This window comes from Leptolyngbya sp. 7M (assembly GCF_018128485.1).
Genome location: NZ_CP070897.1, coordinates 6,195,464 through 6,219,978, shown reverse-complemented (window position 1 = coordinate 6,219,978; position 24,515 = coordinate 6,195,464). Strand labels below are relative to the sequence as shown.

Sequence of the window (24,515 nt, the reverse complement as noted above, 5' to 3'; positions counted from 1 at the left end):
AAGTCTTTCGTCAGGAGATGAGGAAGCAATTCAACTATCTAACTGGCACCCAAAGAGCCGGGAACTTCCCAAGATACCGGGGTAGATGGACTTCTATCCATGAGGTGGGAAGCCTGCACTGTATGGCTTGCATAGGACTTCGCCCCGCCGTAGGCGTACAGCGCTGGGAGGATGTCACTATGTGAAGCCAGATTTCTGGCTGAAAGTGTTATCCCGCTGATTCAAAAAGTAAGGTATATTGCTGAAGATAGGCAAAAATTGATCCAATTTTTGTGACTTCAACCTGTCCTGCAATGAATCTTGCCGAGCACATAAAGGTTAAGGTTGAAGCCTATCAAATCAAGCCAATTGACCTTGACCAATTCGTTGTTAAAGTCGGGAACCTTCTGTCAAAAACTACACAACCACTTACTATTCCTGATTGGCTGGCAAGACTGGATATGGGTAAAACACCCCTGTTGCTGTGAGGGAGTAGGATAAAGGCGATCGCTGGAAACACGATGAAACTAGGTTAGGGCTGACATTAGTGAAAAAGCTGACAGAGTATTTAGTTATCCCTGAAAAACTATCCAAAGCTAGAAGTGCGGCATACCTTCCGCAAGCGTGCCCTGATCACTGCTGCCATCCGTCGCTTTTTTGACGAGCGGGGCTTTTTGGAAATCGAAACGCCTGTCCTGCAAACCGAAGCCGGTGGAGCCGATGCCCGTCCGTTTATTACCCATCACAACACGCTGGAGATGGACCTGTATCTGAGGATTGCCACCGAGCTGCATCTAAAGCGCTTGGTCGTGGGCGGCTTTGAGCGGGTGTATGAAATGGGGCGGATTTTCCGCAACGAGGGGATTTCGACGCGCCATAATCCGGAATTCACCTCGATTGAGGTCTATCAAGCCTACGGTGACTACCACGACATGATGACGACCGTGGAGGAGTTGATCACCACCGTGGCCCAAACCGTGCTGGGAACGCTTCAGGTGAACTATCAGGACCAAACGATCGATCTGTCTCCACCGTGGCGCAGAATCACGATGCATGAGGCGGTCCAGGAACAAACAGGTTTGGATTTTAGTCAGTTCAAATCGCTGGCGGAGGCAAAACAGGCTGCCAAAGCGGCTGGTCTCAAAGAGATTGAGGACTGCGACTCGATCGGTCGATTGCTGAACGAAGCGTTTGAACAAACGGTGGAAGCGACCTTGATTCAACCCACGTTTATTACTGACTATCCGGTGGAAATTTCGCCACTCGCCAAGCCGCACCGCAGTAAGCCTGGTTTGGTAGAGCGGTTTGAGCTGTTCATTGTCGGACGCGAAACGGCCAACGGCTTCTCGGAGCTGACCGATCCAATCGACCAACGTGAGCGGTTCGAGGCCCAGGCCGCTCGTAAGGCTGCCGGAGATTTAGAAGCGCATGATATTGATGAAGATTTTGTTACCGCTCTGGAATATGGCCTGCCCCCTACGGTAGGAATGGGTATGGGAATCGATCGGTTAGTGATGCTGCTATGCGATTGTGCCAGCATTCGCGATGTGATCGCCTTCCCGCTCTTAAAGCCAGAAGTCTCATTGGGAGAGTAGCACGTTGAAGCCTCTGAGAACCACGAACCAATCCAGGCGAAGATTGCTGTCGCTAGCCGGAGCGGTGCTGCTGCTGATTGGCTGCACCCAAAAACCAGAACCCACTGCCGAGGTTGCGCCATCCCCCACGGTGGTTCTGCCTGCTCCTTCGCCCACGGTCTCACCCACTCCCTCTGCCAGCCCCACGCCCCAGCAGCAAACCTACCGCGAAAAGAGCGGTCTGTTTCAAATCTCGTTCCCCAAGGGCTACTCCCACAAAACTCGCCGATGGGCGGCAGGGTGATTCCGCCCTGGCGCTGTAGGGAGTTGGGTGCTACTACCAGTACCCGCAACGGCTGATTCAGCTCATAGCCGCGTCGCACAGTTTGGGCGGTTTTCCAGTCGCGGTCGTGGGGGTAAACGGCATAGGTGAACTGGTGCTGACCCAGATCGGAGTTGGGGTCGGGCCACTGGGAGCCGCGCAGGAGGGATAGCCTGAGCTGGTTGGGGGTGGCGTCGTAGCCGTGTTTGCAGTCGCTTAAAATGCTGACGCCGTAGGAGTCGCTGCTGGCGGTATCGCTAAGGTCAGCCCAGCGCAGGGCAGGCACTTCCCATTTGGCTCGTTCTGCTGGGGTTTGGGGTCGGGTGGTCCGCTGGATTACCCCGCAGGGAATTTCGTAGGTGGCACGAGCCGCATTCATGTTGAAGGGAAACGCTGCTTTGACTAGGACATGGCGTTCCTGCCAATCGACCTGGGTGTTGATCTTGAGTACAGACGAGCCTTTGTCCAGGATATAAATCTGATTGAAGGTGGAGCGACCGATGCGACGAACCACCCGGATTCGGGTGGTGAGACTGCCCTGATCTACGTAGACAATTTGCTGCAATTGGGCTGGCGGCAGCGGATATTGGGCGTAGTTGGGAGCAATATCCCAGGCATCCCAGTATTGACCCTGATCGCGGAAGGCTTGCAGCTCGTTGCCGCCTCGGCTGAGCAAATCGCGCCGATAGGTCTTATCGAAAAGCTGGGACAGGTTCCCCGTAGCCCGGTCTACCGTGACGCGCAACCGATCGTTTTCCAGGACGAAGTTGGTATCGTTTACCGGCGGCACGGGATTGCCCGTACTGCGGGGCAGCACCCAGAAGCAGCGGTAGCCGATCGCTGGCACAGCTTCTGCCTGAAAGAAAATTTGACAGTAGGTTTGGCCGCCTTCTCGCCAACAGTGGGGTTGGGAGGGGATTTCCCGTCCGTTCAGGTCCCAAATTTGCCAGAAACAGGCACGCTCATCCTGGGTTTGCTGCATTGAAACCGTTACGAGTTCGGAGCGAGTCCAGCTCAGGGGGTTAAACACCACAACTAAGCGGGCCTGCGGATGGGGTGGAGCCGGTAGGTTGATTTGGGCTGCAATTGCCTGCATCGCCTGTTGCCGCACATTCCAACTGGTATCTAGAGCCGCCTGCCAGTCTCGATTGGCATCGACAAACACTTGCGGAATTGATGTACCGGGCAGAATATCGTGAAAGTGGTTAAACAAAACTGATAAAAGAGTGGCTGTCATAATAAACGTTTCCTCCTGCACAGGCGGGGTGAATGAAGAGAGCGCCTGGCATATTACTTTACTTCTATTAAACTGTATCAAAAAATACAAAATTGAGAGTTTGACATTAAAGATTAGGTTTCCTTACGAAAGTTAATTTAATCGGGAGCCAGGAGTCAGATGGGCAACAGTCTAGTTTTTGAATACTAGTTTTTGAATACTAGGATTGCGTTTCTAAATCAAGATTTCGCTCCTTTGCCGGATGCTCGCGAGGCTATCATCCTGCTACTTCACAAAAGAAAGTCGCTTCCTGCATCAAACAAAAGCTTGAACTGTTTGGTAGCTGCTTGAGCCGCGTTTCAAGACTTCAAAATTGTTTACAAACACCTCCTTAGGAAGAATTCTGGCTGTTCAAAAACCTAACTCCTGACTTCTGACTCCCAACCGTTATAGGATCGCTATAGTCCCCAGCTTCAGTCCCTAGCTTCACGGCTCTGGTTATAGTTTGATTACGATTAAGTTACTGTTTGCGTAACTCCTCATGTCAGAAGTACCAACGCCCTGACTGCTTAAGGTTAGGATGGAGTTTTGTGATCAATTTCTGATTATTCTTTGACTATTCTGATTGTCGCCGCGTTGAATCCATGACCACCGAAATAAAAGCGAGCCAGCGAATGCTCTGGCACACCTCCGATGCAGATCGAGCGCTGGAACTGTTGCAGAGTAACCGTCAAACTGGCTTGACTGCTCAACAGGTGGCAGAACGGCAGCAGCAATATGGCCTGAACGAGCTGGAAGACACGGGCGGACGTAGCGCTTGGGTGATCTTGCTCGATCAGTTCAAAAACATCATGCTGATCATGCTGATTGCAGTGGCGATCATCTCAGGTTTATTGGATTTTGCTGACTGGCGAGCCGGAGAACTGCCCGCAGGCGACATTCCCTTCAAAGATACGGTCGCGATTCTGGCGATTGTGATCCTCAACGGTATTTTGGGCTACATGCAGGAGAGCCGTGCCGAGAAAGCCCTGGCTGCCTTGAAAAATCTGGCCTCGCCACGGGTTCGCGTGGTGCGGGAAGGCCGAATTAGCGAGATTGACGCCAAGGATCTGGTACCGGGGGATGTGATGTTGATGGAGGCCGGTATGCAGGTCGCAGCGGATGGTCGCTTGCTGGAAGCGATCAACTTGCAGGTGCGAGAAGCGGCCCTCACGGGGGAAGCCCATGCCGTTAGCAAACAGGTCCACACCCAACTGCCCCAAATCGCTGGATTAAAGACCAACTCGCTTTTCTCCTACCTCCCCAATATCGTCAACTTAGCCGAAGCACGTCAGTTCGCTGACTCGGTTGAGCAGGTCTATAGCACTATGCTGGAGGTGTATCTGCAACAACCGCCTCCTAGCCAATATCTCCGCTTCATGACTGTCTCTAGCGATGTGTTCAGTAGGCTGGCTCTCTCGGCGCTGATGTTGCCCACCGTAATTCAACTCGCCGAGGCTGTAGAACCCGCCATACTTCAGCTTCAAGCCCAGCATCTGTGTTCGTCCAATCGCCGATCGATTGGATTTATGACGACACAGTTTCACTTCAGTACGCGAGAACTGCTGAAGCACCTATCTCCTTACGAACAGGTGTTGCTTTCACCCTATCTCAAGTTTGTAGAAGAGCAGGTCTGTATTCCTTGGCAGCGGATTTGTCAGGCTGCAGAACACTACTCAACAGCTTCGCCAACTTTCGTTTTGGTTGAGCAGATGTTACCGAATAGCCAGACGATTGCAGAGGAGGTGTACCAGCAGGCTAGTAGTCTTCACGGTAAGTCGTGCAGTCGGCGCGGGGCATTTAGCAACCCAGAGATTGCTGCGTCCACGATTCGAGACCTCAATATGATTCAAGCCTACCTGTGGCTCTGCGTGCTAGAGAATGACCTGACCGCAATTGAGCAGGAGCTGTTGCCGCTCTGTCAAATGGTGTTTCCAACGGTGGGAGTAAGCTGGACCTTGGTTGAATCGGTACTCCAGCTTCTAGTCCAGGAGATTCAGGCGCGAGTTAAGCCCGATCAGCTGAGTTTGCTGCTCCCCTACACGCGAGCACTGCAAGCCCGGTTTGCAGCTGGTGTACCAGAATTGCCTGAGAAGAAATTACTTTATCTATAGAAAAACAATGTGACAGGATTGACAAACAATCGACCTACGGATGTCATACGGTAGCCCTATTCTAAATCTCATAGGTTTCTAGCACCATCCTCAGACCAATTCATTTCCCCGGTTTCCGACGCCGGGGTTTTGCTTTTGTTCAGCGATCTGGGTTGTGCGTTGGGTCAGCGGCATTGTCTGGTGCTTATGAGTTGGTACCCAGCGGCTAGCAATCGGCATTCGCCACCCTGTACCAAAGGCACGATCGGTGATTTTGAGGCCGGGTGGAGCCTGTTTGCGTTTGAACTCGGCTCGTGTCACTAGCTTGATCACCTGATTGACGGTAGCTGCATCCTGTCCAGACGCAACAATCTCGGCAGGAGACTTGCTGTGAATTGTCAGGTTTTCGGGTTGGGTTGGGCAAGCCGGAATCTTAAACTCGAAGGTCGCTCCCTGACCCTGGGTGCTTCTAACGTTGATTTTGCCACCCATTAGCTCCACAAATCGCCGACTGATGGCCAAACCTAATCCTGTTCCTTCTTGAGATTGGCGTCCTGCTTCGGTCTGAACAAACGGATCAAATAAACTATCCAGTTCTGCAATTGCGATCCCAGGCCCGGTGTCCTCTACAGCAAAGTAAAGCAGCATCACATCTGGAGCCGACAGCAGGAACTGAAGTGGATCAGAGAGACGATGGGGCAGTCCGCCTGCGCCATCCTCTCCTCCAGTCGATATGGACGGGAAAGATCTGCGAGTGGCTTCTAGGCGAACCCGGAGCGTTACACCGCCAGCTGGCGTAAATTTAATCGCGTTGCCGAGCAAGTTGAAGAGTACTTGCCGCAGTTTATTTTCGTCAGTTTGAATATAGCGAGGAACATTTAGGGCACAATCAAAAACGAGTGATAATCCTTTAACAGTTGCTTTTAACTGTAGCGCTTCCTGCAGGTTGTTGAGCAATTCATATAAGTCAAAGCTAGAGACATTAAAAGTAATTCTGCCAGCATCAATTTTAGACATCTCCAAAACATCGTTGATTAGCTCCAGTAGATGTTCACCGCTACGTAGAATAATTTCCAGCTGTTCCTGCTGTTCTTGGACTAAACTGATGTCGTGGCTGAGCAATTGGGCAAAGCCAAGGATGGAATTAAGGGGGGTACGCAGTTCGTGGCTCATGTTCGCTAAAAACTGACTTTTGGCTAAATTGGCGGCTTCTGCTGCTTCCTTAGCCTCGCGCAATGCCTCCTCTGCGTTTTTGAGATCGGTGATATCAGAGCAGACACCAATTACGCCTTTGATCTGACCTTCTGCATTCACAAACGGGCTGATGGTCGTGCGGTACCAGCGATTTTCACCAAGCGCATTGCGGATAGCTTGACTGGAAAACACTTGCTTTCGCTGAGTTGCCATCACCTCTCGATTCGTAGCCCAAAATTCTTCCACTTGAACAACATTCGGATTGAAATCCAAATCAGTTTTGCCCAGCAACTCGTCTACAGAAACGCCGTAGATCTCAGCCGTTGCTTGATTTGCCGTCAAGAAACGCCCCGCTGCATCCTTGACAAAAATTGCGCTATCTACCGCGTTAATGATGGTTCGCAAAAAGGCTTGCTGGGCCTCTAGATCGGCTTCGACCTGCTTCCGCTAAGCGGTTGGAAGAACTTACTCAACAATTTGCGCTTAATCATCCAACCGTTGATTTGCTTCAACTGGCTTCAGCGTTGGTTAGAGGTCTTTCCGATTGTTTCACTGCAAATCGGGTTTCAGCAGTTGATGCATAAAATGAATGAATTTATCTATCCGTTAGTGCATCGGTTGAACTTCCAGATCATCTTTTCATCTGCTTAGAGTGACCGAAAAGGGTTAAACAGAAAACTCCCTACCTGCAAGACCAAAAGCCAATACTTTCTCAAACCATCGGGACTCTATTTTCCTTGTATGCTTGGTTAGATCTATCTAAATAGGATCTAACTAGGAAAGCCAGCTAGTTAAGCAGCACAGTCTGAACAGGTCTCTGTAGGGTGCATGTAGGGTGCAGAGCAGTAGGCTGCAAAAAACGTCACGCCATCACTGGTGTTGCATAAGTTAGTGGGTAATTTACAGGGTGATAGGAGCTTTGGGGCTAGTTCTCTTTCGCCTCTGCATTATGAATAACTTTTGATTCTCAAAAACGCTTTTAGAACGCTACTTGTGCAGCTTAGACACATACAGCTTGAGATAAAGGAAATGTAAGGGCAATGCTATCGTTAAAACCGTAGATCTTGTTAAATTTATTACACAATTTTCTTGTCTTGATTGTCTAAATCAAGCAGATTAAGCAAACTAAGGCTGAGAAAGGCGTGACTGAAGCAATCAGGCTTCTGCATAGATTCAGCTCGCGCCACATTTTTAGAGAAAACTCATACATTCAGTCCAGATGCTAAACGGCCACTGCTGCGGCCTGCTTTGCTATGGACTGTTCCTGCGCCTGATATGTAACCCCAATATCCGACGTTTGCTTTTTGCAGCTTTGCAAACTAGTCATCCGTGTTCTGTATCGTTTCTATAGAGGTTCCCATGGCTCATACTTCAACCTCCGGTAGTTTATCCAGCCTGAGTTCGTCGTCACTGGCGTTTGTGGATGCCAGTGTGGCTAATCCAGAGTTCTTGATCTCCCAGTTCCAGCCCGGTACCGAAATTCATCTGCTCAGTCCAGACCAGAACGCAATTGAGCAAATCACCCAGATTCTGTCTAGTCGTTCCCACGTCAGCGCCGTTCACATTGTGTCGCATGGTAGCAATGGCGCGTTGCAGTTGGGTAACGAAACGGTCGTTAATCTGAGTGAATATGATGCTGAATTACAACTGTGGTCAAGTTCACTCACCACCAATGCCGACATTCTGCTCTACGGTTGCAATGTGGTAGCAGCATCCCAATCATGAAGTAGGGATAGGTATCCACCACCTGTCCACCTGCACCGACGCCAATCCCCAACGTGGCTAAATGGGGTAGCAGAATCAGTCCTTGATCGTACATGGGTAGGGCCGGCTTGAAACGAGAGAGTTCAAACAATGTCATGGCTCCGGCCCATAGCACAATTAGCCCAGCATGGGCCACATGCGCTCCTAACAGCTTGCCAGAGAGGTCAGCAAACCGTAAGTTTCCAGCCCACCAGGACGTGGGATTCATGGAATCGGTAACGTAGGTAGTCGTGATCAACGAATCTCCGATTGATGAATCAGGAGAATCAATTGGTGTAGAGTTGACTTCGGCACTAGTTGCAGTCATAGGAATAAAATCTTGAATGCTTAGGGGGTTGGAAACGTAAACTAGAGACTAACTCGCCTGTCCACGCGGAAATGCCACCATTTTGCCCTGCCTGAAGCTATAGCCAGCGGCTCGCAGGGCGTGAAAGAGATGCCCCTGCAAAAAGAAGAAGCCGAGCCAGAAGTGGGCATTAGCGAGCCAGACGCGAGAGGTCAACACGCCATCTGGACTAACAAATACCGGAAAGCGATCAAACTTGAGTGCTAAGGTAGGTCCAAAGAATTCGGGCGGGAAGGCAATGGTATTGACTGAAACAAACAACGTGGCAATAAATGCCATCAAACTTACTGCACCAATGCTATAGGATAAATAAGCCTCACCCGACCAGACAAATAAATTTTTAGCCCAGGTGAACGGTTTAGTGCGAATATGCCAAACGCCACCTAGAATACACATTAAACCGACATAAATATGCCCACCCACGACATCTTCTAGATTATCCACACTAGCCAACCAGAACCTGCCGCCTGCACCAAACAAATAGCCAAAAATGGCAGCAGCATTGAGGTTAGGATTCGTGATCAGCCGCACGTTGTGAATTGTGGGGTCGTATAGGCCACCAAATGCCATTGCTTTAGCCACCAACATCAGGCCACCAATTCCCAACAGCACCAGATGAATGCCCAAAATCGTCGTCATTTTATCGGCATCATCCCAGCGGTAGCCAAAGAAGCTGGACTGGTTTTCCAATTTGGTGGGTCCCTTAAATACATGAAACAGGCCACCCGCGCCCAAAACGGCTGAGCTGATCAAATGCACCACACCAACCGCGAAGTAGGGATAGGTATCGACAATCGCGCCACCCTCACCTACGCCCAGTCCCAGCCTTGCCAGGTTCGGTAAAACGATCAATCCCTGATTCCGTCGAACTGATCGCCCCTTGATCACGACCAGACCAAAATACTGGGACGATCCGTTCGCTTATTCACTGAAGACCCTTCTTCTGCCTGATCGCAGCTAACACTTTTTTGCCTCGCGGTGAAAGTCGATAACCTGGTCTCAAAGATTCGGTCAGGCCGAGCGCTTTTAGTTTACGGACCCAGGGTTTGAAAGTTGGAATAGTTTGGCCGACCTGTTCTGCAAGGATCGCGGCGTGTGTGTTCGGTTGATCATGGATCATCTGCAGATACTGTCGCGTCCACGGGCCGCGTTTGCTACCCCCGTCAAGCTTCTTTAGCTTCTCAATGACCTCCGCAAGTTCAGCCTCGGACATTTTATCGTTAGAACGCAGAGCTTTCCGCGGATCCTCACCGACCCAATGAACGCCGATGCGATAGATCTCCGTCGCGTCATCAGCAGGTGGTATCGAATCCAGCAATCCCTGTTTTGATGCAAATCCAGCGGCCTTCGCATCTTTCGCTGTGATCTTTGCTTCCGAAACAACCGTCACTGAATCAATGCCTAAAACGCCAAGCTGCGTCATATGTGTACCGCCGGCCTTTACGCCGCACTTTTTCCAGCGCCTAAATAGTATAGATATCTCTCCGGCCTTAATGCGTTCCAAGATCGTGTTCTTTATAAGCATAAAAAGGTCGGCAGCGACGCCGACCCAGGAATAATACCCAAAATAACACGATGCTGCCAACGCCTAACCGCAGCCTCCAATCTTAAAGATGCCACCGCCCTTCATCAAGGTTACTTTTTGCTCTTCGCCGTCGGCTTTGATCTCCACGAATTTTTCGATCCGGTTAGCGTGTCCGACGGTGTAATCGTAATCTTCATAATAGTTCGTCGTGGTCAGCACTCCATTGATCATTTCGGTCGAAGAGCCGCGATCTGCACGTCCAGAATGCCGTGAAGTAAAATTATGAAACACCTGTATAAAATATCGCCCAGGCTTTAGATCGAGAAAATAGAATCGACCCTCATCATTGGCTATAACGTCGATCCGGTAGCTAACGGCCTCGTTCGACATAAAGATCGCCTTGTTTTTGCCCTCTTCCTTTTCACGCAATTTGTACCAATCATTAAGATATGGCGTTACCGGAAACAGGCTGACCCTTGCCCCGCGTGCTCTATAAATAGAACCGCTGTATTTAGTGCAGACTATCCCTTCGATCTTTGAATTTCCGCGCTGAAACGCAGCCAAAGCGGCTTCCGGGCTAAACACTGCCGTTGAATCAAAATTCGGCAGTTGGTCTGGTCCGATACCGCCTTAAAGCGGGGTGCTCCCTTACTGGCCTCCTCCAGTTCTGAAAGCATCGTCGTTTGGGAAAAGCATCCCGATGAGCGAGTGGGTTGGGAAGGGCAGGTCTTGGGACAGCATGATGCCCGCATCGAGGCGATGCAATTTCAGCCAGGAACATCGACTTTAGCAACGGCTGGAGCTGATGGCTGGGTGGTGTTATGGCAAAAGCGGCGGCTGGGGCAGATGCTTGACGGAGCACCCAACGGGTTCTCTAGCCTCTGCTGGCATGCCAAAGGACACCAATTAGCGGCTGGCGGTGCCGCAGGCGAACTCGTGGTATGGTCAAAAGGGACACGAGGACAGGGCTTCGGGCAAAAGTAATGCTGTTGAAGTGCCCTTAGAAGCGCCATCGAACTGAATCGCGATGCCATTCTCCCTGTTGTTTCTGGTTTTTTATTCTGGTTTTGCCTATGGAAAGTACGGCTTGGATGGATTGGTTGGCAGGCGGCCTAGCAGCAGCCATCTTACTGGGTGGATTAGTCATGCTGTTTAGCGGCGTTTCGGCCATGAACCAGCGCAAGTAATACGCCAACAAATTAATCGCAGTCCTGTGGCTCAAAGCCGCGCCGCAGCAGGTGTTTCTCCCAGTCCCAGGCATAGAGCAAGAAGTTTTTGGCGTGTAGATAGCCCAGCCGGTAGAGGATGCGCTTTTTCTCATCGGTCAGGTTAAATTCCGTGGCCGTGACGTTGGCCTCAGTGACATCAATTTCAATTACCCGGTCGCGGCTGGCTTGATTGAGGTGATACTGGTCCCGCGCCACCATCATGGTTCTGAACATCGCGCCCAGCATGTCAAACGGACCCGTGATTGGTTTGTCACTGCGATTATCCTGCTCGACCAAGCGCAAGCCAAAGGTAGGCCAACGTGGGCATCGTTTGGTCGGTTCGGTTGGACTGGGTTTGAAATCGTAGATCCAGAGAGGGAAGTTACTGAGAATGCCTCCGTCCACAATCCGGCGAGCGTTTGGATCTTTGGGGCTTCCTAGAATGCCCGGCTCAAAGAAAAAGGGAATACTCATCGACAGACGCACTGCTTCTGCCACTTCAAACTGGTTGCAATCGGTCAAGGGAGTAGCAAGCAGCTGTTTGAGTGCCCGGTATTGGGGATCGGCTACATCTGTGCGATCCAAGTCGTCAGGCAATACCAGCATTTCACCGCGACTGATATCCGAAGCTACCACTTTCAGATCGCGCTGACAGTGCCGCTATTGACGTTGAAGACGCGACTGGCACTGTTGCCGCTGACTGTGGTGAAGCTAGCGCCATTGCCGAAGATGTTGAGATTGCTGCTGATCGTCAGCTCTGAACCGCTCAGGGTGATGGTGCCGTTGACGCCGAAGAAGATGTTGTCGGTACCGTCAAGCGCGTTAGCGGCGTTGATCGCTTCCCTGAGGCTAATCGCACCATCGTTGGGGTTGATGACATCGCTGAGCGTGGTGACCGTGAAGTTGGCCAGCGTAGAACTGTAGCCCAAGGCAGCAATCGCAGTGGTTTCAATTGCCCCAGTGCTGTATTCCAGCTCCCAATCGCCGCCCATGCCGGTCAAATTATCCGAAGCCGCCACATCTGCATCTGTAAGTTGAGCCAGACTGTTAACAAATGATTTACCGCTTGTATCTGCTGCCACGTTGCAGCCATAGAGCAGAATGTCAGCATCTGCTGTTAACGAGTTTGCCCACTGCTTCAGCTCAGCATCGTAGGTGCTCAAGTCATCGAGAGTTGTCTCACCCAACTGCAACGCGCCACTGCTGCCATGCGAAACGATGTGAACGGCACTGAGGTTAGAACGAGTCGCTAGCACCTGGGTGATTTGTGCTATCGCATCTTGAGACGAATCGAGCAGATGTACCTCAGTGCCGGGTTGAAATTGGGCAATCAGCGAATTGGAATCAGCAACACCCGCATCGACGAAGGCAATCTCAGTCGCAGGAGAAACAGACGAAACGAAACGAGAACTTTGGAGATGAGACATAGTAACCTCTAGAGAAATACAACAAAACAACAATCAATTGCCACTTCGGCAGCGACTATACTGAGAGACAAACAGGACAGGAAGATACACCTTGGCGAAAAAAGCAGATATTGGCGGCAAGCGATTGATCAGCCTCGCTCCTACCGCCTTGGTGCAGTGGGTGACAGAGCAGCCCGACGTGGTGGCCCAGGAGATCCTCGGCTCCGAGTTCCAGTGGCTCAGTCGCGATAACGATGTGTTGGTGAAAGTCAGCAGTCCTGAACATGGCGAGTTCCTGGGGTTGAATGAGTTGCAGTTGCGCTATCAGGCCAACCTGCCTGCTCGGATGCGCGCCTATGCCGCTTTAGCCGAGGAGCGGTATAACTTGCCGGTCTACCCGGTGCTGGTCAACATCCTGCCGCCTGCTGCTTCGGTGATGATTGCCGACCGCTTTGAATCGCGAGTGCTGGGCTTGCGGACTCTCCAGGAGTATCGAGTGATCAACCTGGCTGTGAGACCGCGCACCGCCGGATTGGTGAGGGCAAACAGCAGACAGACATAGTGACGACTAACGCTTTCCGAAATTTCCATTGCCGCAAAGGGTTGGGCGAACCCTTGCTCTAGTAAAGCCCGATTCATCCGAAAGTTGCCTGCCGTCACCGGACCATATTCAATTCCCGCCTCGGTCCGCCCCTGCAACCGTACCGAATTGGCCGAAACCACGCGGCCAAACTCCAGCTTGCGCTCCCGACCAACCGAGTGTTTAGACAATGCTTCTAGCAAAAATCCCAGAGCTGCTGCATTGGCCTTACCCAACGACGACGCGAAGCGATGGGTCACAGGCACCATTTTTTGCTTGCCGGTGGTGCCGCTGGTCAGGTTGATGTAAAGTACCGGGTCGGCGTTGAGCACGTTTGGCTCGCCGCGGGCCACGCGATCGGTATACGGCTCGTAGCTGGAATAGGGCAGAATTGGCACCCGGTCACGAAACTGATCGATCGTTTTAATCTCACCTAACCCAAATTCTTGTCCCAGTTCGGTTCCCTGCTGCACCTGCAAGAGTTGCCGCAAGAACTGCTCTTGAGTTTGCAGAGGTTGCCGAGTTTTACGCACAAAGTTTGCCTTGGCATAGGTTGCATACGCTTTCACCAATGGCAGCACAAGATTGGCCATAGAAGTTCTACAGAATTTTCAACGTTTCGACAGATTTCGACCGATAACGAATCGCAACTGCTCCTTACTCTAGTAGGAATAGTTGCTTAAAGACCAGAAAAACGATAATAATTTCCTAGTCCAATTGTCTAAACCAATCGGTTTAAACCTGCTTTATCCTGGCTCAGCTCAGTGCAGGCCAACTTCCTACAATGGAGGCAAACTGGCTCATACACTGGTTGATCCAGTCAGCTCATACAATCGGTCGATAGCGGGTAGACAAAGGAGTGATAGTAGAATTACTCAGTGAGATTATTTACAGTACAACCACCTTAGTGCAACGATTCATAAGTACCACCCATTCATACGCTGGATTTGCTCAGTACTACCCGCAACAATTTGCAAAGGATGTTTAGGAATGACCACTGAAAAGGAACAAAAGTGCCTGAAATGCTTCAAATGGTACAAATGCTCGTTAATTGAGCCGCCGATTCAGTAGCGCTAATTTTGTTGTAGAGGTCACTTCAAGTCATCTGGATCTACGGCTGAAAATTCCGACATTTAGCCTTTTCTCTAACCTGTTGAACATGCACTTTATTCAGGGTCAAGCCACCCTTAAAATAGGTTGCTACCGCGCCTTGTGCCTTCCGTAATCACAGTGCGGTTACCAGAGCGAGTGACTCTAGAAGGCTGGGATAGGGTCGAGTCTGGAACAATCTCCGCGACCGTCGGACTCACCCACCCAGCCCCAATCATGACACTTCCGACCAAGCCACCCAACAGGGAAAATTGTTTCATGGCGTTACGAGAACGAGCAATCTAGCTCAATTCTCTGATCAGAAGGTCGCATCCAAACAACTTAGCGAAGTTGCTTAGCCTTTACTGCCAGGACTAGCTCCCGGTGGCTTGGGCCTAGGTGGTCTCGGTCTGCGCCGTTTTTCGGATACCATTTCCACCGCTTTGAACTCTTCATCTGAGGAAAGAGTACCAGTAGGTGACGGAAGGGTATCAGGAACTGTTTCTGCGCTAGTTGGACTAATCCAGCTAGAACTGAATAGGACACTTCCACAAACCAAAGGCAAGAGAAGTTTGACGTTGACGAGTTTCCTTTCCGCTCCAGAACAGTGAGAGCTAAATCGCAAACTAGTTTTCTTCAGCATTGAGACGTTGGCTCCTTTTTCAAGACACCACTTTACGTCTACATAAGCTGCCAAAAATAGTCCTGTCAATCCCGGTGTAGGGCATTAGTTCGATACTTCCGCCTGACCCTATGAGCAGTATTCAATAGAAACAAGCGGAAGGAGCAGAACTTTAACAAGATTAATAAAGTTGCTTAGCCTTTATTCGCAGGACCGCTTCCTGGCGGTTTTGGCTTGGGTGGCTTTGGTCCAGATTGCGGTCTACCCGTACCCGGCTTGGGTTTCTTTGGTCTGTTATTTCCAGCAGATGACATACCCGATCCCTTTGATGGTAAGGTTAACTATCTCTAGTAAGGCTGATGCAGTGGGGCTGTGTCAGTACCCGCGTGGGTTATTTGTTTGCGGCAAGGGAAACAAATGAACGTTGCAACCTGGAATGTCAATTCAATTCGGACGCGCTTAGACCATTTGATTCGTTGGTTGGAAAATAATCGGTTGGAAAATAATCCGGTCGATGTGCTGTGTTTGCAGGAAACTAAAGTCACCGATGCAGAATTTCCTACAGCGGCAATCGAAGCCCTTGGCTATCAAGTGTACATCTCTGGGCAAAAATCCTACAACGGGGTGGCCCTGCTCAGCCGTGCTCCAATCGAAACCGTGACTGTCGGATTTGCGCCCTTGTTAGGCGACACAGTAGCCGACCTGGATGAGCAAAAGCGGGTGATTAGCGGTGTGGTGTCGTGCTTACGAATCTATCGACGGTTTCCCTATAAACGTCTGCGGCAGGTGGTAATCTATCTCGCAGAAACCAGCTCAGAGCTAGTGTATCAACAGGAATTTATAGCAGGTGGAATGCGCCATCACTATGAAGTGATTCGCCTATGGGAACAACCGAGCCAAGTGTTTTTTGAGTATCCAGGGTTATTACCATTTGCGGTGCTTGGACAAACTCAAAATCGGATCGAAACCCTGCAACAAGTGGCACTAGCAGTCGATGGGATAGCTGATCGACAGATGCAGAGGGATGTGGCCGCATCAACAGCGGTGTTAGCTGGATTAGTATTAGAAAAAAGCGTAATTCAACGAATACTCCGGAGAGAAATCATGCGCGAATCGGTAATTTATCAAGAATGGCGGGCAGAGGCATTAGCAGAAGGTCGGGCAGAAGGTCGGGCAGAAGGTCGGGCAGAAGGTCGGCGGGAAGGAGAGGCCGCTTTAGTCCTGCGGCTGTTAGCACGACGAGTAGGGCCAGTGCCAGAGGAGTTGCGGAATCGAGTTTTGAGCTTGAGTGTAGAGCAATTAGAAGCGCTGGGGGAAGCGCTGTTGGAGTTTTCAGCCTTAGCAGAGTTAGAGGCTTGGCTGGAGGCGAATCAGTTGAGTGAATCAAGTGATTCATAAAGCACCACCATTGTGCAGTAACACCGTTAGTTAAAGCATTCTGTTACCTGCTTCCCCGATGCGTCGAGATTCTATCTTCTACCAAATTTTTCAACAAATTCCCTCGGTACTGTTTGAACTCCTACCAAACGCGCCAATCAATGCTCAAGCTTACCGCTTTGACTCAGTTGCAGTAAAAGAACCAAAGTTTGAAATTGATGGTGTATTTTTACCTCCAAATACAGGAACTCCTGGCGTTGTTTATTTTTGTGAGGTGCAATTTCAGAAGGATGAGCAACTTTATGAGCGATTGTTTAGTGAGTCATTTTTATATTTCTATCGCAATCGGGTACGGTACAGTGATTGGCAAAGTATTGTGATTTACCCGTCACGAGCTATAGAGCAAAGCCAGTGCCATCCTTACCGAGCGCTATTGAACAGTGAACAGGTGCATCGCATCTTTCTAAATGAATTGGGCGAAATGCGGCAATTGTCGGTAGGGGTAGCCCTGATGGTTTTGACAACAATTGAAGCAGAGCAAGCTCCAGCAGAAGCTCGTGATTTAATCAACCGCACTCAGCAGGAGACGAGCAATGATGATCTGAAGCAAGCGATAATAGAGGTCATTTGAATTGAATTGGTGTGTTGGCAGGTGAATATTTGGCCGCATTCGAGAGCAGATTGGTCAGGAGCGATTGCAGCAGTTTTTTGTCTAGAAATGCTTTGGTGGTTTGAACGGTGCTGATAAATTGGATCGGTTGATTTAAACTGGGCTGCATCTCATCTACAATCTGTTGACAAAATCGTTCTAGATCTAATAGCTCTGGATGGAACTCTAACTTTCCTACCTCGGCCCGCGTCAGCATTAATAAATCTGTAATTTGCTGACTCATCTGCTTTGAAATTGCATGAATGCGCTGGATATTGCTTTGTTTTTGTATGTCGGACAGAGCAGCATAATTAGCCTGCAAGAATTCGCTTGAGAGCAGAATCGTGCTGAGGGGCGTTCGCAGTTCATGGGAGGCCATCGAGAAAAAGCGAAACTTCAAATCGTTCAGGGTGCGAGTCTGTTCTAGTTCGCGCTTTAAGCGATACAGGAATAATCCTAAGCCGCTGGTGAGTAACAAGCCGCCCAAGAGAGTGGCGATTGCACCGTAGTGCATCTCGATGGGATAGCTAGCGGCTGGTGAAAACACAACTGCCCACTGCCGGTTGCCGATGGTGAGAGCCTGGGTACAGTCGGCTGGAACAGCGCAGAGAGCATATCTAGTTAGATCAAATTCGGAATTTTCTAGAGTAGTGACCTGTTTACGAGCGGCTTCATATCGTCCTAAAAATTGTTCTGTCGGGTTGGCGCTCTGGTCGTAGACTATAAAGTCAATCTCATATTGCAGATTTTTTAACGCTTCTTCAACGACATCCGAAACGCGAAATACACCTAGCACGAATCCCGTTGCGTGTTGATATTGCAGCTGTGGTGAATCTGAAAGTTGATGATTCTGGTAAAGTGGCAGAAACACCAGAAACCCAAACTGATCCCGCTGTTCCTGCACCAAGCGAATCCGTCCGGTTGCCGTAATTTCACCTGTCTTTCTCGCCTGAGCAATAGCACTAGCGCGAGTTGGATCAGAATTGAGGTCATAGCCAAAGGCAGACCGATTTTCTGCCAATGGTTCCACATAGGTGACCGGCACATAATAGGGGCGTTGACCCGCTCTGACCAGCTTTCCCGTTTTGGCCAATTCGGTGATTTGAAACGAAGGGTAGCCCTCTGCTCGAACGGCTGCTTCATAGGCAGGGCGATCGGTTTGTTGCACGATCGGTGCCCACTCTAAGGCTTGAATACCGGGATAGGTCTGAAGCGGACGCTCTACGAACTCGGCAAATGCCTGCCGGCGATCGTCGCTGAGGGTGCGCCAGTGGGCATCAAACACCTCATCCCCGCAAACATGGGCACCAAACAGTTTGTCAGTAAACAAAATGCCGCTGGCCGGGTCATAGGTGCAGATTTCGTCGGGATGGCGCGGTGTTGGCACAAAGCGAAACTGAAGCTGATGCCCATTGCCTAAATTCAGCACTTCCTCGTCCCGCACAATATGGAGATTAAACATGCGGTTAGCATCGTACTGAATGCCAAACTCTAAAGCCCCATCTTCTTGAACAACCCGATTATCCAGCGGCTCATCAGCAAACGCCGCCCGCAACACATTGGCAGCTGGCTTAGAGCAAATCACCGTCGCATAGGATGCCAGCATTAATAGCTGCTTCAATGTGGCAATTCGATTCGGGTTGACATGACTGAGAATGATGTAGTTAATCCGCTGGTAATACTGATGTTGCTGTAATTCTTCCAGAAAAATATCTGTGAAAGACTCACCGGGCGGGTCAATCAACGCTGTTTGTGTAGCCTGAATCAAATAGGAATTGGCAGTAGTACCACGCTGACGAGCATACTCCCGCTCAAACCGCAGGCGCGTCCAGCTCCGCGACCGGAACACTAGCGTCTCTGTCCCAATTTCCGCAACTTGCACATCTCGCTGCTTCGGTACTGACCGTTGGTCGGAGAAATCAGACATACCCGTCTCCTTTTGCGTCTCTCAGTACTAAAATAACCCTCTCTGTTGCGCAATGACTGGAAACGGCAATTTAATTCTGCTATGGCTGCAATTAGCAAAGAGTTTCGAGTAGATTTATTCTGCTGAGCCGCTGCTGAGCTAGGGATTGTAGGTGAAACGGCTACGCAATACTACTCCGGCCCAAGTAGCTGTTTTGGGTGAGGGTTTAGATGGATCATGCTCTGATGAGGGCTGCAGAGGCACAGTCCCAGATGAGTCAATGGTGGGTTGACCAAACATGTAAAAATGCTCGCTGTTCCAGAAGCTGAAGCGATACACTCGCTGCTCTGATAGAGCGTGGAGAAACTGAGTTAACTGCTCAAAGCAAGGATCCGGCGAATCGTGGACGGTTGGCTGCAAAGCGGTCAGTGAGCCAATTTGCAGTAGCCCAGTTTTCAGCATCACTTGTTCGATCACCTGATCCAGCGTTGGTCCCGTTACCAGTTGCAATCGATGATTGTGGATTTGGTTGTAACCGCCGCCATAATAGCCATACAGCTGAATCGGAGCCAGATGATCGAGAGTGGCTTGAATTGGTGATTCCAAGCATTGAAAACCTGGCAGGGACATATTAATCGCGTCTGGTCTGTGGCTTTTAGCCCCGACGGTCAGCACATTGTCAGCGGCAGCGCCACAGATTTGCTGGTCAGACTCTGGAACGCTTTGGATGGAACCTGTCTGAAAACCTTTAACGAACATACCCATTGGGTTTGGGATGTCACCTTTAACCGCGATGGCAGAACCTTTGTCAGCAGCAGTTCCGATGGCACGATTAAACTCTGGGATGTGCAAACCCAACAATGTATCAATGCGCTGCCCTGTCACGCCAACTGTATCTTTGGGACAGCAATCAGCCCAGACGGACGCATCCTGGCGAGTGCCAGTAACGATACTACGGTAAAACTCTGGGATCTGCATAGCGGAACGCATCTGCACACGCTGATTGGACACGCTTTTCCAGTGTGGCATGTCACCTTTAGCCCCGACGGGCAATGGCTCGCCAGTATTGCCAAGAATGGCATCGTGCGACTGTGGCAGGTGGAAACAGGCACCTGTAAGCAGGTTTTCGATCAGCAGGATTTATTAGGGTTTGAAGTCGAGTTTTCTGCCGATGGACAAACGCTGCTCGGTATTGGCAGTGACAACAGTATCAAGCAGTGGGACATTGCCACAGGTGAATGTCTGCAACGCCTGAACGGGCATACGGCACTGGTGCGATCGCTCACCCTCCGTCCCCCTGCACCTAACAGCCCGCAGATCCTTGCCAGTGGTAGCGCCGATCATACGATTCGCCTCTGGGATGTGGATGCTGGACAATGCTTAAACGTCTTACACGGTCATACAGGCACTATTTTTTCGGTTGCGTTTGGGCGGGATGCCACCGGACGATCGCTGCTTGCCAGTGGTAGTTTTGATGAAACCATTCGCCTCTGGGATGTCGAAACGGGGGAATGCCTGCGAGTCTTGAAAAGCGATCGCCTTTACGAAGGGATGAATATTTTTGGAGCAACTGGGTTAACAGAAGCACAGCACGCGACGCTAAGGGTGTTAGGGGCTATTGAGATGAACTAATATTAAGTTGCGGAGAAAGAGCTATGGATAAGTCTGTCTGGTGGCAAAGACTGTTGAAGTGCTGGGCGATCACTGAGATCCTTTAGTATGAGAGAGACGCTGTATGGTGATCGCATGATCTCAATATCTTCACCTAGATCTGGATGGGATGTACCCCTAAATCCTGCTCTTAAGTGTAATAGTCAAGACTTAATCTGACACTTCTTGTAAACTGAGACTAAATCAGGAGTGTCAAAACTGTATGGGGCAGCACTGACGCCGGGTGAAAGAAAACTAACGTGAAAATGATTGTCATGACCGGCGCAATATTCCACGCCATGCACATCTGGATCGTTAAAGAAAATAACTCGAATGCCCAGAATCGGGTTATTTTGAAATAGATCAATCAACTGCTGAGTACGCTGACGCGAATATTTCGCATCGTAGTAGGTAAGGGGAATTTCTTCGTGGTTGCTCGCTACTAGCGCCACATCCACATCCAAACCATGCTGATGCGACTGATGGGGCGGCATATAGCCACCTCCTTGGTAGCTGATATCACCAATGCCAACGCGAGGTCCGTTCGGGTAGAGCTTGTGCCATTCGGTGCAAACATACTGGATTGCCTGAATTACTTCTGGTAGACCGTAGCAGTTTTTGGCAGGCTCATAGCACTCATAGCCTGGACCAGCAGGAGGTAGCTGCTGATATAGGCCGCGCATGCCCCAGGTAAACTGTTCAATTTCCTCGGCAGTAAAGCCAATATCCGCCATACAGGAGCATTTGTGGCTATGGCTGCGATGGGATTGGAAATGGCCAGTTTGTTGAAATGCTGTCATAATTCACTCCTAGAGAATTGAAGGAACTGAAGCAAGTAATATCAATATCAGGTTTTAGTTTTGTAGCTTGCTTCTGCGGGTCGCGTGCTGTTAGACATAGCGCGTAGTTTTAAGTTTTGAGTTGCGGAACCTGTACAACGTGGCCTCAGTCGATCGAAAATGAATTCGTTTTGATGACTAGACTTGGGGTTAATCCCCCTACATCCCCCTTATCAAGGGGGAACTTCAATCCCTGATTGGTAGGTGCTGCGCACAGGCTTCGCCTCTTCCCCCTTGATTGAAGGGGGGTTAGGGGGGATCTTCGACTTGTGTGGACACCGTAGCCTTCGTAAGGGAGATAGGGGGATCCCAACAGGATTTGCGATCTATTCAGCCTGTTGAATCTTCTGATCTGTAGCCCTATCAAAGGAAAATAGTACAAGTTCGAGTTTCGTAAATGACCTTTAACGATCATCAATTGTTTGTCGTTCCATTCCTGATAAATGCCCAAATTAATTGAGTAGGGGCGAAGCACTTGCTAAAAGTTTGAAACAGTAAATACGTTATCCTCTTCTAGATAATCATTTAGATAACTGGATATAAATTTTCAGATTACTGTATCATCTTTAATTTCCTCATCTCTTATGAACTCATTTTCCTTCAGGGTTCTATTAGCTTTGATATTATCGAAAATGCAACTTCAGTTGACGTCCGCATGGGAGTGAAAATGCTACTTGATAAAGTCCTGTTTTCGAGCTGATAGAACGCAGTAAAAAGAGTGCTCGGCCAGAGACGCCTTCGATCGATGGTTCTGGTTTTATTTCGAGATCGAACGGACTGCTTGATACTGCTTTGATCGAGGCAACTTGCTGCTCTGCACCAGTTCCCACCAACAAAAGAATGCTTCCGCCGTTAGCGGCAAGCACTACATTGTTCTGGCTTACGTTGATGGAGCATAGCGTCGTGTCTTCTTCTACTGGCTGTCCTGGTACCAATCTATTCCGGACGGCACCTGCCGCAGGTTCTTCCTGAGATGCAGGTGGCTTTTCATTATCCGAAGATACTTCGCCGTTAGTTCGTTTTACAATGCGTTCTGGCTCCAATGTTTTTTTTCCATTTTCTCCGATGGCCGCAGCGCTTTTAGATGGGACAGTTATTACAACCGGATCAAATAATGTCTTAGTATTTGATGCGGAGGCATTGCTTTCATTTATTCTCCCCCCCGTCGTTGGGTTCTGTTGTGTAATCGTTTCGGGTGGCTTAGCATCTTCGGGATTCTCAGTTGCTTGCTTATCGTTCTCACTTTCGGTATTTGATGATTCTTTGGTCGTAGTTGTTTCTGCTTTCGCTTCAGAAGTATTGTTGCTGTCTCTGTTTAACTTGGGGACTTCAGTCGCGTTTCTCGAAGGCTTCAAATCTTCTTTCCCGTTCTCCACCTGAGTATCTTCGCTATTCTTAGATACAGATCGTTTAATGGCTTCAGGGTCTGGATCCTCGATCGACAAACTTCCTTGCTTATTTTCATCGCCACCAATGCTTTTAACATTCGCGCTATTCTCTTTCTCCCCAGCTTCATCTGGTTTGCTCTCTATCTTGTCAGCGATCTTGGTCGTTGCTGAGGTCTCGATCGTCAATGGACTTGGGCCGACTAGATTTTCGAGTCCATCCAAACTCCCGTGAACTTTTTGATAAAGCGAACGGATCACAAGATACCGTGAGCCGGAACCCGGCTCGGAACGATAGCTGGCAACGTATGAATCAAGTGCTTCTTTTTCTTTTCCTGCAGCTTCTTGTGCTGTCCCTAGCCACCACATAGAATTCCGCCACCAGACACTATTTGCCGGAAGTACAGTTAGGGCGCGCCGGAACCTTACAGCCGAATCTTCAAATCGCTCTTGGGCAAATAGAGCCCGTCCTGCTATATCTTCGATCCGCCCCCTTATTATTGAAGAAAGAGTAGGTTTTGGCACTTTTAGAGCGCTTAGAGCAAATTGTGCTGGAGCTGCGCCAGATTCCGGCCCAGGTGGAGTCGATTCTGGAGGTGCAGGAGCGCTATGTCGAGCAGTTGGCCCACGAGTTTGAGGAGACGCAAGACTTTATCTTTATCGGTCGCGGCATCAACTTCCCAATTGCGTTGGAAGGAGCACTCAAGCTCAAAGAAATTAGCTACATCCACGCCGAAGGCTACCCAGCCGGCGAAATGAAGCATGGCCCGATTGCGCTGTTGGATGCCAAAGTTCCAGTTGTGGCGATTGCCATGCCTGGCCTAGTGTTTGAGAAGGTACTCTCCAATGCCCAAGAGGCCAAAGCCCGTGATGCTAGATTAATTGGCGTGACGCCTATGGACGACCACGAAGCGCAGGAAGTGTTTGACGACCTGCTGCCGGTTCCAGAAGTAGAAGAGCTGCTCTCGCCATTGCTGACCGTAATTCCGCTGCAATTTTTGGCCTATCATATTGCAGCTCGCCGAGGTTTAGACGTGGATCAGCCACGCAACCTGGCGAAGTCGGTAACGGTTGAGTAGTTGCATCAGGAGGACTCGGATGGTTTGCTCAACGAAAACAATGCTTAGGTATATCTCTGGCTCGTGCCCTTAAATCCTGTAATACTTTTTCGCCCCGCTCATCATGGGTCATGCCAAAACTCCTGATGTTAGAAAGGGCTGATAACCTGACCGCACATTATATAGTTGGGTTGAAAGCAACCCCTGCCAGACTCGAACATTCTCAAGCACCTGTACTGGCGCTAACCTCACCTTTTGGCACTCCCTTGCCCACTGCTTCACCAGATGTCGGTATGGGCACACCACCAGCAACGCCTGAAGCTGAATTTTCTGGTAAAGCTCTATTGCAATCGCCATGAGCGAAACACATCAATACATTCGAAGTTGGCGATCAGCCCACTGGCACTCTGATTGGCTGAACCTGTAAAGACAACCACCTGGTCATCTTGATTCCTTAAAATTCTCAGCTTCTCATGGTAAATGCCTTGTTGGTAAGGGTTCTGATGAACTGCCAGCTTCAGCTTCAGCAGTTCCCTGCTCAAGAGCCACGCCAGATAGCCCAGTCTGTCGTTTGCGAGTATGCTCAACTCCTGACTCCTGACTCCCAACTCCTCATATTGCCAAATTGCGCTCAGCAATATAGAAATAAAGCTTGAGCGAGTCCAGCCTTCAAGCGGGAGCATATGATGCGGAA

23 protein-coding genes and 5 pseudogenes are annotated in these 24,515 nt (G+C 49.9%); 10 read left to right on the top strand and 18 right to left on the bottom strand.

Annotation, left to right across the window (positions count from 1 at the left end):
• Nucleotides 1-581: 581 nt before the first annotated feature.
• Nucleotides 582-1,574: a lysine--tRNA ligase gene (gene lysS / locus JVX88_RS39830; RefSeq protein WP_317134528.1), complete on the top strand. Its 993-nt coding sequence runs from the start codon at nt 582-584 to the stop codon at nt 1,572-1,574.
• A gap of 4 nt (nt 1,575-1,578) precedes the next feature.
• Complete coding sequence (locus tag JVX88_RS39825; RefSeq protein ID WP_225931869.1) at nt 1,579-1,857, top strand: hypothetical protein; 279 nt, start codon at nt 1,579-1,581, stop codon at nt 1,855-1,857.
• Nucleotides 1,858-2,071: 214 nt separating this feature from the next.
• Here JVX88_RS39825 and JVX88_RS44685 read toward each other — a convergent pair.
• Nucleotides 2,072-3,112 (bottom strand): annotated as a pseudogene (locus JVX88_RS44685) (glycoside hydrolase family 38 C-terminal domain-containing protein); the annotation flags it as partial.
• 623 nt (nt 3,113-3,735) lie between these two features.
• Here JVX88_RS44685 and JVX88_RS43530 point away from each other — a divergent pair.
• Nucleotides 3,736-5,244, top strand: coding sequence for a cation-transporting P-type ATPase (locus JVX88_RS43530; protein ID WP_211622850.1), 1,509 nt, complete (start codon nt 3,736-3,738; stop codon nt 5,242-5,244).
• 90 nt (nt 5,245-5,334) lie between these two features.
• Here the strand turns inward: JVX88_RS43530 and JVX88_RS41440 are convergent, their stop codons facing one another.
• Both JVX88_RS41440 and JVX88_RS41435 read right to left on the bottom strand, forming a co-directional pair.
• Entirely contained in the window at nt 5,335-6,240 is a 906-nt protein-coding gene (locus tag JVX88_RS41440) for a sensor histidine kinase (protein ID WP_263975668.1), read from the bottom strand.
• Nucleotides 6,232-6,825 (bottom strand): annotated as a pseudogene (locus tag JVX88_RS41435) (histidine kinase dimerization/phospho-acceptor domain-containing protein); the annotation flags it as partial. The pseudogene JVX88_RS41435 and the gene JVX88_RS41440, both read right to left, overlap by 9 nt.
• A gap of 45 nt (nt 6,826-6,870) precedes the next feature.
• Here JVX88_RS41435 and JVX88_RS39810 point away from each other — a divergent pair.
• Both JVX88_RS39810 and JVX88_RS33150 read left to right on the top strand, forming a co-directional pair.
• Nucleotides 6,871-7,068 (top strand): annotated as a pseudogene (locus JVX88_RS39810) (IS701 family transposase); the annotation flags it as partial.
• 708 nt (nt 7,069-7,776) lie between these two features.
• On the top strand, nt 7,777-8,142 hold the full coding sequence (locus tag JVX88_RS33150) for a DUF4347 domain-containing protein (RefSeq protein WP_211622839.1): 366 nt from the start codon (nt 7,777-7,779) through the stop codon (nt 8,140-8,142).
• On the opposite strand, the pseudogene JVX88_RS33145 reads toward JVX88_RS33150, so the two are convergent.
• The 4 genes and pseudogenes from JVX88_RS33145 to JVX88_RS33130 all read right to left on the bottom strand — a co-directional run.
• A pseudogene (locus JVX88_RS33145) lies at nt 8,126-8,389 on the bottom strand (chlorophyll a/b binding light-harvesting protein); the annotation flags it as partial. The gene JVX88_RS33150 and the pseudogene JVX88_RS33145 overlap by 17 nt on opposite strands.
• 147 nt (nt 8,390-8,536) lie before the next feature.
• A pseudogene (locus JVX88_RS33140) lies at nt 8,537-9,430 on the bottom strand (chlorophyll a/b binding light-harvesting protein); the annotation flags it as partial.
• Nucleotides 9,431-9,452: 22 nt separating this feature from the next.
• Nucleotides 9,453-10,112: an ASCH domain-containing protein gene (locus JVX88_RS33135; protein ID WP_211622837.1), complete on the bottom strand. Its 660-nt coding sequence runs from the start codon at nt 10,110-10,112 to the stop codon at nt 9,453-9,455.
• A 3-nt stretch (nt 10,113-10,115) separates the two neighbouring features.
• Nucleotides 10,116-10,637, bottom strand: a complete 522-nt coding sequence (locus JVX88_RS33130; protein WP_211622835.1) for a hypothetical protein — start codon at nt 10,635-10,637, stop codon at nt 10,116-10,118.
• A 24-nt stretch (nt 10,638-10,661) separates the two neighbouring features.
• Between JVX88_RS33130 and JVX88_RS33125 the strand changes: the two genes are divergently transcribed.
• Nucleotides 10,662-11,036: a hypothetical protein gene (locus tag JVX88_RS33125; protein WP_211622833.1), complete on the top strand. Its 375-nt coding sequence runs from the start codon at nt 10,662-10,664 to the stop codon at nt 11,034-11,036.
• Nucleotides 11,037-11,251: 215 nt separating this feature from the next.
• On the opposite strand, the gene JVX88_RS33120 is transcribed toward JVX88_RS33125, so the two are convergent.
• From JVX88_RS33120 to JVX88_RS33100, 5 genes are all read right to left on the bottom strand, one after another.
• Nucleotides 11,252-11,896, bottom strand: a complete 645-nt coding sequence (locus JVX88_RS33120; RefSeq protein WP_211622831.1) for a patatin-like phospholipase family protein — start codon at nt 11,894-11,896, stop codon at nt 11,252-11,254.
• 2 nt (nt 11,897-11,898) lie between these two features.
• Nucleotides 11,899-12,687 carry a DUF4347 domain-containing protein gene (locus tag JVX88_RS33115; RefSeq protein WP_211622828.1) on the bottom strand — a complete coding sequence of 263 codons (789 nt, stop codon included), beginning with the start codon at nt 12,685-12,687 and terminating at the stop codon, nt 11,899-11,901.
• Nucleotides 12,688-12,742: 55 nt separating this feature from the next.
• Nucleotides 12,743-12,952: a hypothetical protein gene (locus JVX88_RS41430; RefSeq protein WP_211622826.1), complete on the bottom strand. Its 210-nt coding sequence runs from the start codon at nt 12,950-12,952 to the stop codon at nt 12,743-12,745.
• Between the two features lie 107 nt (nt 12,953-13,059).
• Nucleotides 13,060-13,839, bottom strand: a complete 780-nt coding sequence (locus JVX88_RS33105) for a GH3 auxin-responsive promoter family protein (RefSeq protein ID WP_211622824.1) — start codon at nt 13,837-13,839, stop codon at nt 13,060-13,062.
• A gap of 594 nt (nt 13,840-14,433) precedes the next feature.
• Nucleotides 14,434-14,616, bottom strand: coding sequence for a hypothetical protein (locus JVX88_RS33100; protein WP_211622822.1), 183 nt, complete (start codon nt 14,614-14,616; stop codon nt 14,434-14,436).
• Nucleotides 14,617-15,374: 758 nt separating this feature from the next.
• On the opposite strand from JVX88_RS33100, the gene JVX88_RS33095 reads away from it, so the two are divergent.
• Both JVX88_RS33095 and JVX88_RS33090 read left to right on the top strand, forming a co-directional pair.
• Nucleotides 15,375-16,355 carry a DUF4351 domain-containing protein gene (locus tag JVX88_RS33095; protein WP_211622820.1) on the top strand — a complete coding sequence of 327 codons (981 nt, stop codon included), beginning with the start codon at nt 15,375-15,377 and terminating at the stop codon, nt 16,353-16,355.
• Between the two features lie 58 nt (nt 16,356-16,413).
• Nucleotides 16,414-16,965 (top strand): Rpn family recombination-promoting nuclease/putative transposase, encoded by a 552-nt coding sequence (locus JVX88_RS33090; RefSeq protein WP_211622818.1) that lies wholly within the window; start codon nt 16,414-16,416, stop codon nt 16,963-16,965.
• Here the strand turns inward: JVX88_RS33090 and JVX88_RS33085 are convergent.
• Both JVX88_RS33085 and JVX88_RS33080 read right to left on the bottom strand, forming a co-directional pair.
• Nucleotides 16,958-18,910, bottom strand: a complete 1,953-nt coding sequence (locus tag JVX88_RS33085; protein WP_211622816.1) for a CHASE domain-containing protein — start codon at nt 18,908-18,910, stop codon at nt 16,958-16,960. The genes JVX88_RS33090 and JVX88_RS33085 overlap by 8 nt on opposite strands.
• 138 nt (nt 18,911-19,048) lie before the next feature.
• On the bottom strand, nt 19,049-19,495 hold the full coding sequence (locus JVX88_RS33080) for a hypothetical protein (protein WP_211622813.1): 447 nt from the start codon (nt 19,493-19,495) through the stop codon (nt 19,049-19,051).
• A 3-nt stretch (nt 19,496-19,498) separates the two neighbouring features.
• On the opposite strand from JVX88_RS33080, the gene JVX88_RS33075 reads away from it, so the two are divergent.
• Entirely contained in the window at nt 19,499-20,521 is a 1,023-nt protein-coding gene (locus JVX88_RS33075) for a WD40 repeat domain-containing protein (RefSeq protein WP_211622811.1), read from the top strand.
• A 182-nt stretch (nt 20,522-20,703) separates the two neighbouring features.
• Here the strand turns inward: JVX88_RS33075 and JVX88_RS33070 are convergent, their stop codons facing one another.
• Both JVX88_RS33070 and JVX88_RS33065 read right to left on the bottom strand, forming a co-directional pair.
• Nucleotides 20,704-21,339 carry a penicillin-insensitive murein endopeptidase gene (locus tag JVX88_RS33070; RefSeq protein ID WP_211622808.1) on the bottom strand — a complete coding sequence of 212 codons (636 nt, stop codon included), beginning with the start codon at nt 21,337-21,339 and terminating at the stop codon, nt 20,704-20,706.
• 662 nt (nt 21,340-22,001) lie between these two features.
• On the bottom strand, nt 22,002-23,288 hold the full coding sequence (locus JVX88_RS33065; RefSeq protein WP_211622806.1) for a tetratricopeptide repeat protein: 1,287 nt from the start codon (nt 23,286-23,288) through the stop codon (nt 22,002-22,004).
• Here JVX88_RS33065 and JVX88_RS33060 point away from each other — a divergent pair.
• A complete protein-coding gene (locus JVX88_RS33060; RefSeq protein WP_317134527.1) occupies nt 23,282-23,842 on the top strand; it encodes an SIS domain-containing protein in 561 nt (186 codons plus the stop codon). The two genes, JVX88_RS33065 and JVX88_RS33060, sit on opposite strands and share 7 nt — an antisense overlap.
• A 108-nt stretch (nt 23,843-23,950) precedes the next feature.
• Here JVX88_RS33060 and JVX88_RS33055 read toward each other — a convergent pair whose 3' ends face one another.
• Together JVX88_RS33055 and JVX88_RS33050 are read right to left on the bottom strand one after the other, a co-directional pair.
• The gene (locus tag JVX88_RS33055) at nt 23,951-24,178 is read right to left on the bottom strand and encodes a hypothetical protein (RefSeq protein ID WP_211622804.1); all 228 of its coding nucleotides are present in this window, start codon (nt 24,176-24,178) and stop codon (nt 23,951-23,953) included.
• Nucleotides 24,163-24,504 carry a hypothetical protein gene (locus JVX88_RS33050; RefSeq protein ID WP_211622801.1) on the bottom strand — a complete coding sequence of 114 codons (342 nt, stop codon included), beginning with the start codon at nt 24,502-24,504 and terminating at the stop codon, nt 24,163-24,165. Before JVX88_RS33050 ends, JVX88_RS33055 begins: the two co-directional genes overlap by 16 nt.
• Between the last annotated feature and the right edge of the window lie 11 nt (nt 24,505-24,515).